Origin of the sequence: Pseudomonas sp. DP-17, from assembly GCF_022380625.1 — a bacterium.
GTDB classification, from domain to species: Bacteria; Pseudomonadota; Gammaproteobacteria; order Pseudomonadales; family Pseudomonadaceae; genus Pseudomonas; species Pseudomonas nitroreducens_A.
Genome location: NZ_JAKSXG010000010.1, coordinates 162,233 through 178,924 on the forward strand (window position 1 = coordinate 162,233; position 16,692 = coordinate 178,924).

The following is a 16,692-nucleotide window of genomic DNA, read 5'->3' on the forward strand; positions in this document are numbered from 1 at the left end:
GCCCGCGCGGAGCAAGGTTGACGGGGTAGCGCGCTTCGAGGTGTCTGGCCCGGCCCCCGTGCGGGGGCACGGAACTTGCCTGATGCCCTTTTCCGCCATACCGCCAGGAGCGCCACCGTGCAGCACACCGGGACGCAACGCATCGCCAAGATCCGCCGCGACTACAACAGCTGGGTCGCCGACGAGACACTGGAGGACTACGCCCTGCGCTACACGCCCAGGTCGTTCCGCAAGTGGTCGGAATTCCGTATCGCCAATACCGCGCTGGGCGCCGTCTCCTTCCTGGCGCTGGAGGCCATCGGCGGCGCCCTGGCGATCAGCTACGGCTTCACCAACACCCTCTGGGCGGTGCTGGCGGTGAGCCTGGTGATCTTCCTCACCGGCCTGCCGATCAGCTACTACGCGGCGCGCTATGGCGTGGACATGGACCTGCTGACCCGCGGCGCCGGCTTCGGCTACATCGGCTCGACCATCACCTCGCTGATCTACGCCAGCTTCACCTTCCTGTTCTTCGCCCTGGAGGCGGCGATCATGGCGCTGGCCCTGGAGCTGTACTTCCGCATCCCGCTGGCGCTGGCCTACGTGATCTGCTCGATCATCGTCATCCCGCTGGTCACTTACGGCATCACCCTGATCAACCGCCTGCAGATGTGGACCCAGCCGATCTGGCTGATCCTGCTGGTGTTGCCCTACGTCTTCGTCGTCGCCAAGAACCCCGGCGCGCTGGCTGACTGGACCACCTTCGCCGGCCGCGAGGGCGAGGCCGGGGCTTTCAACCTGCTGTCCTTCGGGGCCGCCTGCACCGTGGGCCTGGCCCTGGTGACCCAGGTCGGCGAGCAGGTCGACTATCTGCGTTTCCTGCCGGAAAAGACCGCCCGCAATAGCCGCCGCTGGTGGGCAGCGCTGCTGATGGCCGGCCCCGGATGGATCATCCCCGGCGCGCTGAAAATGCTTGCCGGCGCCTTCCTGGCGTTCCTCGCCCTGCAGCACGAGATCCCCATGGAACGCGCCGCCGAACCGACCCAGATGTATCTGGTCGCTTTCGGCTACGTGTTCGCCTCCCCCGCCTGGGCCATGGGCGCCATGGTGCTGTTCGTCATCGTCAGCCAGGTGAAGATCAACCTGACCAACGCCTACGCCGGCTCCCTCGCCTGGTCGAACTTCTTTGCCCGCGTCACCCACAGCCACCCCGGACGCGTGGTGTGGCTGGTGTTCAACGTGATGATCGCGCTGATGCTGATGGAGCTGGGCGTATTCGAAGCCATCGAGGAAGTCCTCGGGCTCTATGCCAACATCGCCATCGCCTGGATAGGCGCCGTGGTCGCGGACCTGGTGATCAACAAACCCCTGGGCCTGTCGCCCAAACACATCGAGTTCAAGCGTGCCCACCTGTACGACATCAACCCGGTGGGCGTCGGCGCCATGCTGCTCGCCTCGCTGCTCTCCGGCCTGGCCCACGCGGGGCTGTTCGGCGCACTGGCACAGGCCGCTTCACCGGTGGTGTCCCTGGGCTCCGCGCTGGTCTGCGCACCGCTGCTGGCGTGGCTCACCGGCGGCCGCTACTACATCGCCCGCACCAGTGTGCTCAAGCTGGAGCACCCGCAGCAGACTCACCTGGATTGCGTGCTTTGTGCCAATGCCTTCGAGCGCGAGGACATCGCCTTCTGCCCCGCCTACGGCGCGCCCATCTGCTCGTTGTGCTGTTCACTGGACGCCCGTTGTGGCGACCTGTGCAAACCCAAGGCGCGCCTCGCGGCGCAGTTCGACGCCCTGCTGCGCTGGCTGCTGCCCAACACCTCGGTGCCGCACTTGCACACCCGCCTGGCGCACTACCTGGGCGTCCTCATCGTCATGGTCGGCCTGATGTTCTGCGCCCTGGCACTGATCTACAGCCAGGTCTCCCAGGGCCTCCAGGGTGACGAGCGCCACCTGCTGTACCAGGGTTTCTTCAAGGCTTTCATGGTCCTCACCCTGTTCGCCGCAGCGCTGGCCTGGTGGGTGGTGCTGACCCGCGAAAGCCGTCACGTGGCACTGGAGGAGTCGACCCGGCAGACCGCCCTGCTGATGCAGGAAATCCAGGCCCACCGCAAGACCGACGAAGCCCTGCAGAAGGCCAAGGAAGCCTCGGAGGCCGCCAACGCCGCGAAGAGTCGCTACGTCACCGGGCTGTCCCACGAGTTGCGCACGCCGCTCAACAGCATTCTCGGCTACACCCAGATACTGCAGCGCGATCCGGCCAGCAGCGGTCGCCAACAGGAAGCCCTGGCGACCATCTACCGCAGCGGCTCGCACCTGCTGTCGCTGATCGATGGCCTGCTCGACGTGGCCAAGATCGAGGCCGGCAAGCTCAACCTGGAACCCACGGAAATCCCCTTCCCGGAGTTCCTCGAACAGTTGCAGCAGATGTTCGCTCCCCAGGCCGGGGAGAAAGGCCTGAGCTTCCGCTTCGAGTCCCAGGGGCGTATCCCGGCGGTGGTGCGTGGCGACGAGAAGCGCATCCGCCAGATCCTCATCAACCTGCTCGGCAACGCGGTGCGCTACACCGACCGCGGCGGCGTCACCCTGCGGGTGACCTATGCCCGCGAGACCGCCGCCTTCGAAGTCATCGACAGCGGCATCGGTATCCCCGAGGAGCAGCTGGAGCGCCTGTTCCAGCCCTTCGAGCGCGGCGACCCGCTGCGCCAGGACAGCGGCCTGGGCCTGGGCCTGACCATCACCCGCATGCTGGTCGCGCTGATGGGCGGCGCCCTGGACGTCAGCAGCAGGCCGGGCCAGGGCACCAGCTTCGTGGTCCGCCTGTTCCTCTCGGAAGTCCGCGTGCCACAGGCGCTGGTCCACGTCGAGCACAATATCGTCGGCTACCAGGGTCCACGGCGCCGGGTGCTGCTGGTGGACGACCACATCGAGCACCGTCGCGTGCTGGCCGGCATGCTCGAGCCGTTGGGGTTCGACTTGGCCGAGGCCGGCAACGGCCAGGAAGCCATCCGCCAGGTGGCACTGCTGCAGCCGGACCTGATCCTCATGGACCTGTCCATGCCGCTGCTCGACGGCCTGGAGGCCAGCACCCTGATTCGCCGCAACGGCCTTTCCACGGCCCCCATCATCGTCATCTCCGCCAACGCCTTCGCCGACGACCGAGAACGCAGCGTTGCCGCCGCCTGTGACGACTACCTGGCCAAGCCGGTGCACGTTCCCCGGCTGCTGGAGAAGATCAGGCAACAGCTGGACCTGGAATGGCTGGAGCGCCATGACGAGACTCCCGTCCCGCCGCCCGCCCGGCTGCAGGCACCGAGCGCGGCCAGCCTCGCCGAACTCCACGAGCTGGGCGCACTGGGCTACGTGAAAGGCATCCTCGAGCGCCTGGACCGCATCGAGGTCGAGGAGCCGGCGAGCGCTGCCTACGTGGATACGCTGCGCAAGCTGGTCAAGCGCTTCCAGCTCAATGAGTTCAACCGTCGCCTCAAGGACACCCTGCAGCCAGCCGACCTGCCCCTGGAAGGAGAAAAACCATGAACGCCGCCCTGCAACCCGCCTCGACCGGCGTCGTGCTGATCGTCGACGACACCCCGGACAACCTGGCACTGCTCTCCGACGCCCTGGACGCCGCCGGCTACATGGTGCTGGTCGCCATGGACGGCGCCAGCGCCCTGGAGCGCATGCAACGCCGCCGTCCGGACGTGGTCCTGCTGGATGCGGTGATGCCTGGCCTGGACGGTTTCGAGACCTGTCGGCGGATCAAGGCCCAGGCCGAGATCGCCGACATCCCGGTCCTGTTCATGACCGCCCTGACCGACACCGAACATGTTGTCGAAGCCTTCTCCGCCGGCGGCATCGACTATGTCACCAAGCCCCTGAAGACCGACGAAGTGCTCGCCCGCGTGGCCGCGCACCTGAGGACTGCCCGTGAGCTCCAGGCCGCCCGGAGACCACCCGCCAGCCGCCCGCAACTCACCGGCGAGCAGAACCTCAAGGCCCTCAGCAACCGCTACCAGCTGACCAGTCGGGAAGTCGAAGTCCTCCACTGGGTGACCTGCGGCAAGACCAACCGGGATATTGGCGACATTCTCGGCATGTCACCCAGAACGGTGAACAAGCACCTGGAACACGTCTACGTGAAACTGGGCGTGGAGACCCGCTCCGCTGCCGCCGTGCTGGCTATCGGCGCCTGCCGGTGAGAAGGGCCGGCTCATCCGGAGCATCAGCACGTGTTCAAGCAGCCGCTGCCCGCCCCCTTTCAGGCGCCCGTGTCAGGGCATGGCTGACCGGCTGCTCCATCCCCGCCAAGCATCCCGCCAGACCGCTCGCCGGCCAATGCGCCGCTGTCACGGGCCAGGCATAAGATCGGACTATTCCTCCGCCGGACCCTCGCCATGAAATGCCCGTCGCTCCTCCTGCTCGCCTTGGTGCTGACAACGCCTGCGCTTGCCCACGCGCAAGCGGCGGACTGGAAGCTCGCCAAGGACGAGGACGGCGTGCGCGTCTACCTCAGCGAAGTGCCCGGCTCGCGGTACAAGAGTTTCCGCGGCGTGACGCTGGTCAAGTCCGACGTCGCCACCCTGGCCCACCTGCAGGAGAACCTGCGCGTCTCCTGCGCCTGGCTCTATGCCTGCGCGCAGATGCGCCTGCTCAAGTACAGCGACGAAGCCATCTGGGTCTATCTCGATACCCAGCTGCCCTGGCCCGCCGCCCCGCGCGACCTGGTGCTGAAGGTGAGCACCGAGGAAACCCCCGACGGCGGCATGATCCGCCACCTGCAGGCCGCGCCGGACTACATCCCACCGGTGAAGGACCGTATCCGCGTGCCCAGCGTCTCCGGCACCTGGCAGATGGTCCCCAAGGGCCCGAGGCTCACCGAAGTCACCTACGAGATGCGCGGCGAGCCGGGCGGCAGCGTGCCGTCCTGGCTGGCGAACCAGTTCGTGGTGGATGCGCCGTTCGAGTCGCTGCGCATGCTGAAAGTGGTGGCGGAGCACCAGGGCGTCCGCGACGGCGGCTACTAGGGCAGCCGGCCGGAAGGCGCCGACTGCAGCGCTTGCCCGGACACCCGCCAGATGGCCGAAGATTTGCCCGCAAAGCCCGTCTCTGCTAGTGTCGCGAGGTTTCCGAATACCCCCGCCGAGATGTCCGCATGGCCCGCAAGAAAGCTTCCCTCGACTTCGAACAGTCCCTCGCCGAGCTGCAAACGCTGGTGGAGCGTCTGGAAAGCGGCGAGCTGTCGCTGGAGGACTCGCTGGGCGCCTTCGAGCAGGGCATCCGCCTGACCCGCGACTGCCAGGCGGCGCTGACCCAGGCGGAGCAGAAGGTGCAGATCCTGCTGGAACGCGACGGCGAGCTGAGCGAAGCGCCCTTCGATCCGGAAGGCGACGACGCATGATCTCGGCCTACCAGGCGCGCTGTCAGGCGCGTGTCGATGCTGCGCTGGAAAAACTCTTCGTCGCCCCCCGTGAAGAGCTCACCCGCATCTATGCCGCCATGCGCTACAGCGTGGTCAATGGTGGCAAGCGCGTGCGTCCGTTGCTGGCCTACGCGGCCTGCGAAGCCCTGGGTGGCGAGGCCGAACGCGCCGATGGCGCGGCCTGCGCGGTGGAGCTGATCCACGCCTATTCCCTGGTGCACGACGACCTGCCGGCCATGGACGACGACGATCTGCGTCGCGGCCAGCCGACCACCCACATCGCCTACGACGAAGCCTGCGCGATTCTCGCCGGTGACGGCCTGCAGGCGCTGGCATTCGAGGTGATCGGTAACGCGCAGCTCAATCCGCAGGATGCCCAGACCCGTCTGGACATGCTGATGATCCTCACCCGTGCCGCCGGTTCTTCCGGGATGGTCGGCGGGCAGGCGATCGACCTGGAATCCGTGGGCCGCAAGATCGACCAGGCCGCGCTGGAAACCATGCACCGGCACAAGACCGGCGCGCTGATCGAAGCCAGCGTTCAGCTGGGTGCCCTGGCCAGCGGCCGCGCCAACGCCGATGCGCTGGAAGCACTGCGCCGCTATGCCGAGGCCGTGGGCCTGGCGTTCCAGGTTCAGGACGACATCCTCGACGTGGAAAGCGACACCGTCACCCTCGGCAAGACCCAGGGCAAGGACCAGGCGCACGACAAGCCGACCTACCCCGCCCTGCTCGGCCTCGACGCCGCCAAGGCCTATGCCCTGGCGCTGCGCGACCAGGCACTGGCTGCGCTGGAAGGTTTCGGCGACAGCGCCGAGCCGCTGCGCGCCCTCGCCCGGTACATCGTCGAACGCCGCAACTGATTTCCCGGCACGCGCATTGCGTGTGCATCACCTGAGGCGCCATTGCGACGACCGTTCGCTGGTGCTTCACTGAATCATCGGGATTTCGTATACCATATCCGACAATGACCACCTGACCGGACTGCATCGTGCCGCTACGCAACGCTCCCAACCTGGGTATCGTCCCCTCCGCTTCGGAGACCATCGCCAAGCACCTGCGCGAGGCGATCATCTCCGGCCAGATGGCGGAAAACGAGCCGATCCGCCAGGACGACATCGCGCAGATCTTCAACGTCAGCAAGATCCCCGTGCGCGAGGCGCTCAAGCGCCTGGAAGCCGAGGGCCTGGTGGAGTTCCAGCGCAACAAGGGCGCGTTGGTGACGAAGATCTCCGAGCCGGAACTGGCGCAGATGTTCGAGGTGCGGGTCGTGCTCGAAGCCCAGGCTATCCGCCTCGCGGTGCCGAACATGACCGCCGAGACCTTCGAGCGCGCCGAGCGCATCTGTGCCGAGTTCGTCGGCGAAGACGATGTCGGGCGCTGGGCCGAACTGAACTGGGAACTGCATGCCTGCCTCTACGAGCCGGCGCAGCGTCCCTATCTGGTCGGCCTGATCCGTTCGATCCACGATAAGCTGGAGCGTTACCTGCGCATGCAGATGAGCCTGTCCTCGGGCAAGGAACGCGCGGACCACGAGCACCACGACATCCTCGACGCCTGCCGCGCCGGCGATGGCGAGCTGGCCGCGCGCTTGCTGGAAGAACATATCAACGGTGTCTGCCGCACGCTCTACGAGCACCTGCCGAATCGCCCCACGCCGAGCTGAGCAAAATTATCCGCTGTGCCGATTTCATCATCGGCCCGGCGGAAAACCCTCAAGCTCCAATCCCCGCCCCGCGCCACCCTAGGGTCAACGACAAGACACCCCAGGGGGCAGCATGAAACGCATCCAGGTTCTCGATTCCCACACCGGCGGCGAACCCACGCGCCTGGTGCTCGACGGCTTTCCCGATCTGGGCAAGGGCAGCATGGCCGAACGTCGCGCGCTGCTGGCCGAGCAGCACGACAGCTGGCGCGCCGCGACCGTGCTGGAACCACGCGGCAGCGACGTGCTGGTCGGCGCGCTGCTCTGCGAGCCGGTGGACCCGAGCGCCTGTGCCGGGGTGATCTTCTTCAACAACACCGGCTACCTGGGCATGTGCGGCCACGGCACCATCGGCCTGGTGGTCTCGCTGGCGCACCTGGGCCGCATCGGCCCGGGAACGCACAAGATCGAGACGCCGGTGGGCACCGTCGAAGCAACCCTGCACGACGACCGCTCGGTGAGCGTGCGCAACGTCCCCTCCTATCGCTACCGCAAACAGGTGCCTGTCGACGTGCCCGGCCATGGCCGGGTGCACGGCGACATCGCCTGGGGCGGCAACTGGTTCTTCCTGATTGCCGATCACGGCCTGCGCGTCGCCGGTGACAACCTGGACGAGCTGACCGCCTACACAGTCGCCGTTCAGAAAGCGCTGGAAGACCAGGGCATCCGTGGCGAGGACGGCGGGCTGATCGACCACATCGAACTGTTCGCCGACGATCCCGACGCGGACAGCCGCAACTACGTGCTCTGCCCCGGCAAGGCCTACGACCGCTCGCCCTGCGGCACCGGCACCAGCGCCAAGCTGGCGTGCCTGGCGGCCGACGGCAAGCTCGCCGCCGGCGACAGCTGGCGCCAGGCCAGCGTGATCGGCAGCCAGTTCGAGGGCCGCTTCGAGTGGATCGGCGAGCCGGCCGAGGGGCGCATCATCCCGACCATTCGAGGCCGCGCCAACATCAGCGCCGAAGCCACCCTGCTGCTGGAAGAGGACGACCCGTTCGCCTGGGGCATTCGTTCGTGAGCGATGCCGACATCATCGTCATCGGCGCCGGCATAGTCGGTGCCGCCTGCGCCCACGCCCTCGCCCGTCGCGGGCTGGACGTGCTGGTGCTGGACGCGCGCCTGCCCGGCGCCACTGCCGTCGGCATGGGCCACCTGCTGGTGCTCGACGACAACGCCGCCGAACTGGCGCTGAGCGACTACTCCCTGCAGCGCTGGCGCGAATGGGGCCACGACATGCCCGCCGAGTGCGCCTACCGCAGCAACGGCACGATGTGGCTGGCCGCCAATGCCGAAGAAATGGCTGAAGCCGAGCGCAAGTTCGCCGTGCTGCGCGAGCACGGTGTCGCCTCGAAGCTGCTCAACGCTGCGGAGCTGCTGCGCGAAGAACCCGAGTTGCGCAATGACCTGCACGGCGGGTTGGAAATCACCGGCGACGGCATCCTCTACGCACCGCGCGCCGCCGCCTGGTTGCTGGAATCGGCCCGCAAACCGATCCGCCAGCGCCAGGCAAAAGTCGTGGAAATCGATGAGCCCCGCGTGCGTCTGGAAGGCGGCCAGTGGCTGAGCGCCAAGGCCATCGTCCTGGCCAATGGCATCCAGGCCACGCAGCTCTGCGCCGACCTGCCCATCGAGCCGAAGAAGGGTCATCTGCTGATCACCGACCGCTACCCCGGCAAGGTGCGCCGCACCCTGGTCGAGCTCGGCTACGTGACCAGCGCACACAACGCCAGCGGCCCCTCGGTGGCCTGCAATATCCAGCCGCGCCCGACCGGGCAGCTGTTCATCGGCGCCTCGCGACAGTTCGGCACCACCGACCCGCAAGTGGAAGGCTGGATGCTGGCGAAGATGCTGCGCCGCGCCGTGGACTACATGCCGGGCCTCGCCAAGCTCAACGTGATCCGCAGTTGGGCCGGTTTTCGCGCCGCCAGTCCGGACGGCATGCCGCTGGTGGGCGAACACCCGCAGCGCCCCGGCCTGTGGTTGGCGGTCGGCCACGAGGGCCTGGGTGTGACCACTGCGCCGGGCACCGCCGACCTGCTCGCCGCGCAGCTGTGCGATGAGCCGCTGCCATTGGTGGCCGAACCCTATTCCCCGAACCGATTCCTCGGAGCCAACGCCCATGCCTGAGCTGATCCTCGATGGCCGCCCGCTGCGCGTCGCCGCCGGCACCACGGTCGCCGCCGCGCTGGCTCTCGGCGGTGACGGCACCACGCGCACCTCGGTCAGCGGCCAGCGTCGCGCGCCGCTGTGCGGCATGGGCGTCTGCCAGGAATGCCGGGTGACCATCGACGGCCAGCGCCGCCTGGCCTGCCAGACCCTGTGCCGTGACGGCATGCAGGTGGAGACGCGTCCATGAGCATGATTGCCGATATCGTCATCATCGGCGCCGGGCCGGCGGGCCTGTCCGCCGCTCTCGCCGCCGCCCCCAGCGGCGCGAGCATCGTCATCCTCGACGACAACCCGCTGCCGGGCGGGCAGATCTGGCGCGACGGCCCCAAGGCACACCTGCCGAGTGCGGCCATCGAGCTGCGCGAGCAGGTTGCCGCCTGCGCCAATATCAAGATTCACAGCGGCACGCGCGTGGTGGCCTTGGCCGGCGAGCGCAGCCTGCTGCTGGAAGACTTCGAGCGCGGCTGGCGGCTGGACTACCGCAAGCTGATCCTCTGCACCGGCGCCCGCGAGCTGCTGCTGCCCTTCCCCGGCTGGACGCTGCCCGGCGTCACTGGCGCGGGCGGCCTGCAGGCGCTAGTCAAAGGCGGCATGCCAGTGGATGGGCAGCACGTGGTGATCGCCGGCAGCGGCCCACTCCTGCTCGCCAGCGCTGCCACCGCCCGCGCCAACGGCGCGAAAATCCTGCGCATTGCCGAGCAGGCATCCTGGCGGGCGGTTGCACGTTTCGCCCTGAAGCTGCCGCGCTGGCCGAACAAGCTGTTGCAGTCGTTCAGCCTGTACGACCCGGCCTACCGTGCCGACAGCCATGTAGTCGCCGCGCTGGGGACCGATCACCTGGAAGGCGTGCGAATCAGCCAGGGCGGCAAACTGAAGGAAATCGCCTGTGACCGGCTGGCTTGCGGCTTCGGTCTGATCCCCAACGTGCAGCTCGGCCAGGCACTGGGTTGCGCGCTGGACGACGGTGCGATCCGCGTAGACGCCTGGCAGGCAAGCAGCCGCGACGGTATCTACGCCGCGGGCGAATGCACCGGCTTCGGTGGCTCGGAGAAAGCCCTGGTGGAAGGCCGCATCGCCGGCCATGCCGCCGTGGGCGAGCACGACCGCGCCCGCGAACTCTGGTCGCAGCGCCAGCGATGGCAAGGCTTCGCCAAGGCACTCAAGTGCGACTTCGCCCTCGACCCGCGCCTGAACCAGCTGGCACAACCGGACACCCTGGTCTGCCGCTGCGAAGACGTGCCCTACTCGGCGCTGGCCGGCAAACCCGACTGGGCTGCCGCCAAGCTCGCCAGCCGCTGTGGCATGGGCGCCTGCCAGGGCCGCGTATGTGGCGCGGCGGCGAAACAGCTGTTCGGCTGGCAACCGCCAACGCCGCGCCCGCCTTTCAGCCCGGCACGGGTGGAAACCCTGCTGCAGCTCGCCGAAGACTGAATTCCAGCCACGTCACCCCGTAGGGCGCATAACGCCTCTGGCGTTATCCGCCATCCTCCGCCGCGAAAGAGCAGCGACGGCGGATAAAGCGTTCCGCTTTATCCGCCCTACGAGTTGACAGCGCCCGACCATCTCGCCACTTTGCAGCGTACCTTCCGCCATGTTCCGACAGCCGACCCGCTTCCCGATGCACGACCTGATCCCCCAGGGCGCCCGCGACCTGGACAGCCTGCTGCAGACTTTCCGGCAGATAGCCCCGCTGCTCGATGCCATGCCCGGCGTGGTGTTCTTCATCAAGGACACCGCGGCGCGCTACGTATTGGTCAACCAGACCCTGGCGCGGCGCTGCGGCGTGAAGGATGCCCGCGAGTTGCTCGGGCGCACGGCCGAGGAGGTCTTCCCCTCGCGCTTCGGCCCGGTCTACACCGAGCAGGACCGCCGCGTGCTGGAGACCGGCGGGCAGCTCAGCGACCAGCTGGAGCTGCACCTCTACCCAGGCCGCCAGCCGGGCTGGTGCCTGACCCACAAGCTGGCATTGCGTGATGCGGAAGGTAACGTCATCGGCATGGCGGGCATTTCCAGCGACCTGCAGGCGGCACAGTCCACGCATCCGGCGTACCAGCGCCTGGCGACGGTGGACGCCTACATCCGCGAGCACTTCGACAAGCCGATCAATCTCGCCGAGCTGACCGAGCTGGCCGGGTTGTCCGTCGCCCAGCTGGAACGCCACTGCAAGCGCATCTTCCAGCTCACCCCACGGCAGATGATCCACAAGGCGCGCCTGGGCGCGGCCACCCGTCTGCTCGGCGAAGACCTGCCGATCACCGAGATCGCCCTGCGCTGCGGCTACACCGACCACAGCGCCTTCAGCCGGCAGTTCCGCGCACTCACCGGGCTGTCCCCGACGCAGTACCGCGAGTCGCAATCCGCGCCCAACTGACAAGCCCCTGGACGCGAACGCCGGCATGAGCCGGGCGCATCCGCCTCTCCTGCCAGATCCCCTCGCCCTAACCCTCTCCACACGGCGTTTTCCGCCATTAGCCGAGGCACGAATACGTAACCGGCGGATAAAGCGTGCCGCTTTTTGCGCCCATCCCCGCCAAGTGCTCCCATTCGGGGCAGCGAAACGCCGTCCTGCTTCATTTGGTAACAGCGTCCGGAACATGGCTACAGGCAGTTCGGAACGCCCTGTAGTCCCCATCCCCACAACAGCGGGCCTCGCGACTGATTGGTCATGCCCAGGTTATTTCTGGCACATGCCTTGCTCATGAAAATATCGTATACGAAATCCATAATACAAAAATCGCTGCACAACACTGACTCAGAGAGGCCCCCATGAAATTCAGCCGAATTGCTTTAGCCCTCACCGCTGTGTTCCTTGCCAGCCAAGCCCAGGCCGACAAGCTCGACGACATCATCGAATCCGGCAAGCTGCGCTGCGCCGTGACCCTGGACTTCCCGCCCATGGGCTCGCGCGATGCGCAGAACAACCCGGTCGGTTTCGACGTGGATTACTGCAACGACCTGGCGAAGGTGTTGGGTGTTACCGCCGAAGTCGTCGAGACGCCCTTCCCGGATCGTATCCCCGCGCTGGTCTCCGGCCGCGCCGACGTGATCGTCGCCTCCACCTCCGACACCCTGGAGCGCGCCAAGACGGTCGCCATGACCATCCCCTACTTCGCCTTCCAGATGGTGGTGCTGACCCGCGAAGACACCGGCATCAACAAGTACGAAGACATCAAGGACCGCCCGGTGGGCAACACCAGCGGCACCTATGAAGCCATCGCGCTGGAGAAGGACGTGAAGAAATGGGGCGGAAAGGGCTCCTTCCGCGCCTACCAGAGCCAGAACGACACCATCCTGGCCGTCGTCCAGGGCCACATCGACGCCACCGTGGTCACCAACACCGTCGCCGCTTCCACCCTCAAGTCCGGCAAGTACAAGGGCCTGAAGGTCGTCGGCAACGCGCCCTACGTGATCGACTATGTGTCGCTGGCCGCCGCACGCAACGAGTACGGCCTGATCCATTACCTCAACCTCTTCGTCAACCAGCAGGTCCGCACCGGCCGCTACGCCGAGCTGTACGAGAAGTGGGTGGGCGGCACCCCGGTCGATCTCACCGTTCCCCACGTGTACTACTGACAGCGGGTGCGACATGTCTTCGATGCAGGCTTCAAGGGTGCAGGACTCACGCCTGACAGGGCGGGTCCTGATGGGGGGTAGCGCCGAAGGGGCGCTACTGTCCGCCGACACCGGGCTGAGCTTCTGGGGTGGCGTCGAGCCGTTCAGCGGCGAGATCATCGACCGCCATCATCCGCTCTCCGGCAGCTTCCTGCCCGGCCGGGTGCTGGCGATTCCCAGCGGACGCGGCTCCTGTACCGGCAGCAGCGTGATGCTGGAGATACTGCTCAACGGCCACGCGCCGGCGGCGCTGCTGCTGGCCGAGCCGGATGAAATCCTCACCCTCGGCGTGCTGGTGGCGCAGGCGTTGTTCGGCCGCTCCATCCCGGTGCTGTGCGTGGGGCGCGAGGGTTTCGAGCTGTTGTCCGCGGGCGGCTGGGCCCGCATCGAAGGCGATACCGTGACACTCACGGCCCAGCGCCCTGCCGATGGCTGGCAGGGCGTGATGGCCAGCGATGCCGGCCCGCTGCCGGAAGGCCTGGCGCTGAACGCGGGAGACCATGAGCTGCTCGATGGCAAGCACGGCAAGGCCGCCCAGGCCGCCATGCAGATCGTCCTGCGCATGGCCGCACTGCAAGGCGCGAAGGATTTGCTCGATGTCGCCCAGGCGCACATCGATGGCTGCATCTATACCGGCCCCGCGAGCCTGCGTTTCGCCCGCCAGCTGGCGGACTGGGGCGGCAAGGTGAAGGTGCCGACCACTCTCAACTCCATCTCCGTGGACCATCGCCGCTGGCGCGAGCTGGGCGTCGACAAGGCCTTCGGCGAGCCTGCCGCCGCGCTGGGCGACGCCTACATGGAGATGGGCGCGCAGATGAGCTACACCTGCGCACCCTACCTGCTGGACAGCAGGCCGAGCCTCGGCGAACAGGTGGTCTGGGCCGAGTCCAACGCCGTGGTGTACGCCAACAGCGTGCTCGGCGCGCGAACCCTGAAATACCCGGACTACCTAGACATCTGCATCGCCCTCACCGGCCGCGCGCCGAACGTCGGCAGCCACCGCGACGAAGGCCGGTTGGCCACGCTGCGGATCGATGTCGAGCTGCCGGCCGAGCACGACGAGTCGATCTTTCCGCTGCTCGGCTACCACATCGGCGAGCTGTGCGGCTCACGCATCCCGGTGGTCGACGGCCTGCAGCCGCTGGCGCCGGACAGCGATGCGCTGAAAGCCTTCGGCGCGGCCTTTGCCACCACGTCCGCCGCGCCGATGTTCCACATTGCCGGGGTCACGCCGGAAGCGCCGGACACCAGCACCGCCCTGGGCGGCAAGACAGCGCAGCAACACCTGCGCGTCACCCCGGCGGACCTCATCGCCTCCTGGCGCGAGCTGGACCACGCCAGCGAACCCGGCGTGCAACTGGTGTCCCTGGGCAACCCGCATTTCTCCGCCAGCGAATGCGCGGAACTGGCCAAACTGGTTGCCGGGCGCCGCAAGCATCCGGACGTCGCACTGGTCATCACCCTGGGCCGCGCCGTGCAGGAAAAGGCCCGCGCCGCCGGCGACGTGAAGGTGCTGGAAGACTTCGGCGCGCAGCTGCTCAACGACACCTGCTGGTGCATGATCGGCGAGCCGGTGATCCCGCCGCAGTGCACCACGCTGATGACCAACTCGGCGAAGTACGCCCACTACGGCCCGGGCCTGGCCGGGCGCCAGGTGCATTTCGGCAGCCTCGCCGCCTGTGTCGAAGCCGCCTGCAGCGGGCGCGGTGACGGTGGCGTCCCGCGCTGGCTGAGCGAGGGGGTGCGCTGATGTTCAACTACAGCTTCCACTGGCGCTCGGCGTTCAAGGCCCTGCCGGACATGCTAGGCGGCGCCTGGGTGACCCTGGAGACGGCCGCGCTGTCGATGATCCTCGGCGTGCTCATCGCGCTGCTGCTGACCGTCATGCGGCAGATGAAGAACCCGTTGCTCAAGGGCTTCGCCGACACCTGGGTGTCCATCGCGCGCAACACCCCGTCGCTGTTCCAGATCTACATCCTGTACTTCGGCCTGGGTTCCTTCGGCCTGCACGTCAGCTCCTGGGTGGCGCTGCTGGCGGGGATCACCTTCAACAACGCCGGCTACCTCGCGGAGAACTTCCGCGGCGGCCTCAAGGCCGTGCCGGATACCCAGATGCGCGCCGCGCGCTCGCTGGGCATGAGCGCCTTCCAGGCGTACCGGATGATCATCGTTCCGCAGCTGCTGCGCATCGTCTATTACCCGCTGACGAACCAGATGGTCTGGGCGGTACTGATGACCTCGCTGGGCGTGGTGGTGGGCCTGAACAACGACCTCACCGGCGTGACCCAGGACTTCAACGTGCGCACCTTCCGCACCTTCGAGTACTTCGCCCTGGCGGCGGTGCTCTATTACCTCATCGCCAAGGTCATCGTGGTGGTCGCCCGCCTGCTGAGCTGGCGACTGTTCCGCTACTAGGAGAAGCACGCATGTTTTCCACGAGCTTCACCGCAAACGACCTGATGTTCCTGCTGCAAGGGGCCTGGGTCACCGTCAAGCTGACCGTCGGCGCGATGCTCATTGGCACCCTCGCCGGCATCGTGCTCGGCTGGCTGCGCGCCACCTTGCCACGCGCCACGATGCCGGTCGGCTGGTTCCTCGACATCTTCAGAAGCGTGCCGCTGCTGATCCAGTTCGTGCTGTTCAACTCGCTGAAAAGCATCGTCGGCCTGAACTGGAGCGCCTTCACCGTCGGCTGCCTGGTACTGGGCGTGTACGCGGCGGCGTTCTGCACCGAGATCATCCGCAGCGGCATCCTCGCCGTCGGCCCGAACATCCGCCGCGCCAGCCGCTCGCTGGGCCTGACCTACTGGCAGGACCTGCGCTACATCGTGCTGCCACTGGCGGCGCGGGTGGCCTTCCCCGGCTGGCTGAACCTGGTGCTGGGGGTGATGAAGGACACCGCGCTGGTCATGTGGATCGGCATCGTCGAACTGCTCCGCGCCTCGCAGACCATCGTCACGCGCATCCAGGAACCCCTGCTGGTGCTGTGCATCGCCGGGGTCATCTATTACCTCATGAGTTGGGTCGTGGCGCGCCTCGGTGCCCGGCTGGAACAAAGGTGGCAGGAAAATGATTGAAATCGACAACGTGCACAAAGCCTATGGCGACCTGGAAGTGGTCAAGGGCGTGAGCCTGACCGTGAAGAAGGGCGAAGTGGTCTCGATTATCGGCGGCTCGGGCTCGGGCAAGTCCACCCTGCTGATGTGCATCAACGGCCTGGAGCCGATCCAGCGCGGCAAGATCCGCGTCGACGGCATCGAGGTCCACGCCAGGACCACCGACCTGAACAAGCTGCGGCAGAAGATCGGCATCGTCTTCCAGCAGTGGAACGCCTTCCCGCACCTCACCGTGCTGGAGAACGTCATGCTCGCCCCGCGCAAGGTGCTCGGCCTGTCCAAGGAAGAGGCCGAGGCGATGGCGGTGAAGCAGCTCAAGCACGTCGGCCTGGGCGACAAGCTCAAGGTGTTCCCGCAGAAGCTCTCCGGCGGGCAGCAGCAGCGCATGGCGATTGCCCGCGCGCTGGCCATGTCGCCGGACTACATGCTGTTCGACGAAGCGACCTCGGCGCTCGACCCGCAGTTGGTGGGCGAGGTGCTCGACACCATGCGCCTGCTCGCCGAAGAGGGCACGACCATGGTGCTGGTGACCCACGAAATCCGCTTCGCGCGCGATGTGTCCGACCGCGTGGCGTTCTTCCGCGAGGGGCTGGTGCACGAGATCGGCACGCCGGACCAGGTGATCGGCAACCCGCAGCGGGCGGAGACGGCGGAGTTCCTGAGGTCGGTGAACTAGAGACAAGAGCCCCTCTCCC

Annotated in this window: 16 protein-coding genes; all 16 read left to right on the forward strand. The window is 67.2% G+C overall.

The window, feature by feature from the left end:
* Positions 1-117: 117 nt before the first annotated feature.
* The 16 genes from MJ122_RS17400 (at position 118) to MJ122_RS17475 (ending at position 16,673) form a co-directional block, all read left to right on the forward strand.
* Positions 118-3,513, forward strand: coding sequence for an ATP-binding protein (locus MJ122_RS17400; protein WP_088421334.1), 3,396 nt, complete (start codon positions 118-120; stop codon positions 3,511-3,513).
* A complete protein-coding gene (locus tag MJ122_RS17405) occupies positions 3,510-4,175 on the forward strand; it encodes a response regulator transcription factor (RefSeq protein ID WP_239744936.1) in 666 nt (221 codons plus the stop codon). Before MJ122_RS17400 ends, MJ122_RS17405 begins: the two co-directional genes overlap by 4 nt.
* Before the next feature lie 195 nt (positions 4,176-4,370).
* Positions 4,371-5,000, forward strand: coding sequence for an START domain-containing protein (locus tag MJ122_RS17410; RefSeq protein WP_239744937.1), 630 nt, complete (start codon positions 4,371-4,373; stop codon positions 4,998-5,000).
* A 128-nt stretch (positions 5,001-5,128) separates the two neighbouring features.
* Positions 5,129-5,374, forward strand: coding sequence for an exodeoxyribonuclease VII small subunit (locus tag MJ122_RS17415; RefSeq protein ID WP_081517239.1), 246 nt, complete (start codon positions 5,129-5,131; stop codon positions 5,372-5,374).
* Positions 5,371-6,258, forward strand: coding sequence for a (2E,6E)-farnesyl diphosphate synthase (ispA, locus tag MJ122_RS17420; protein WP_239744938.1), 888 nt, complete (start codon positions 5,371-5,373; stop codon positions 6,256-6,258). The genes MJ122_RS17415 and ispA overlap by 4 nt, the downstream gene beginning before the upstream one ends.
* Positions 6,259-6,386: 128 nt before the next feature.
* A complete protein-coding gene (locus tag MJ122_RS17425) occupies positions 6,387-7,061 on the forward strand; it encodes a GntR family transcriptional regulator (protein WP_088421338.1) in 675 nt (224 codons plus the stop codon).
* A 112-nt stretch (positions 7,062-7,173) separates the two neighbouring features.
* A complete protein-coding gene (locus MJ122_RS17430) occupies positions 7,174-8,118 on the forward strand; it encodes a 4-hydroxyproline epimerase (protein WP_239744939.1) in 945 nt (314 codons plus the stop codon).
* On the forward strand, positions 8,115-9,227 hold the full coding sequence (locus MJ122_RS17435; protein ID WP_239744940.1) for an FAD-dependent oxidoreductase: 1,113 nt from the start codon (positions 8,115-8,117) through the stop codon (positions 9,225-9,227). The genes MJ122_RS17430 and MJ122_RS17435 overlap by 4 nt, the downstream gene beginning before the upstream one ends.
* Positions 9,220-9,456 carry a 2Fe-2S iron-sulfur cluster-binding protein gene (locus MJ122_RS17440; RefSeq protein WP_239744941.1) on the forward strand — a complete coding sequence of 79 codons (237 nt, stop codon included), beginning with the start codon at positions 9,220-9,222 and terminating at the stop codon, positions 9,454-9,456. The genes MJ122_RS17435 and MJ122_RS17440 overlap by 8 nt, the downstream gene beginning before the upstream one ends.
* Positions 9,453-10,700, forward strand: coding sequence for an FAD/NAD(P)-binding oxidoreductase (locus MJ122_RS17445; RefSeq protein WP_239744942.1), 1,248 nt, complete (start codon positions 9,453-9,455; stop codon positions 10,698-10,700). The genes MJ122_RS17440 and MJ122_RS17445 overlap by 4 nt, the downstream gene beginning before the upstream one ends.
* Before the next feature lie 160 nt (positions 10,701-10,860).
* Positions 10,861-11,640: an AraC family transcriptional regulator gene (locus MJ122_RS17450; protein ID WP_197698136.1), complete on the forward strand. Its 780-nt coding sequence runs from the start codon at positions 10,861-10,863 to the stop codon at positions 11,638-11,640.
* Between the two features lie 395 nt (positions 11,641-12,035).
* Positions 12,036-12,842, forward strand: coding sequence for a transporter substrate-binding domain-containing protein (locus MJ122_RS17455; protein ID WP_239744943.1), 807 nt, complete (start codon positions 12,036-12,038; stop codon positions 12,840-12,842).
* A gap of 22 nt (positions 12,843-12,864) precedes the next feature.
* Complete coding sequence (locus MJ122_RS17460) at positions 12,865-14,631, forward strand: aconitase family protein (protein WP_239745369.1); 1,767 nt, start codon at positions 12,865-12,867, stop codon at positions 14,629-14,631.
* On the forward strand, positions 14,631-15,296 hold the full coding sequence (locus tag MJ122_RS17465) for an amino acid ABC transporter permease (RefSeq protein WP_024764661.1): 666 nt from the start codon (positions 14,631-14,633) through the stop codon (positions 15,294-15,296). Before MJ122_RS17460 ends, MJ122_RS17465 begins: the two co-directional genes overlap by 1 nt.
* 11 nt (positions 15,297-15,307) lie before the next feature.
* Positions 15,308-15,958, forward strand: a complete 651-nt coding sequence (locus MJ122_RS17470; protein WP_088421345.1) for an amino acid ABC transporter permease — start codon at positions 15,308-15,310, stop codon at positions 15,956-15,958.
* The gene (locus MJ122_RS17475) at positions 15,951-16,673 is read left to right on the forward strand and encodes an amino acid ABC transporter ATP-binding protein (protein ID WP_239744944.1); all 723 of its coding nucleotides are present in this window, start codon (positions 15,951-15,953) and stop codon (positions 16,671-16,673) included. The genes MJ122_RS17470 and MJ122_RS17475 overlap by 8 nt, the downstream gene beginning before the upstream one ends.
* The last annotated feature ends 19 nt before the right edge of the window (positions 16,674-16,692 follow it).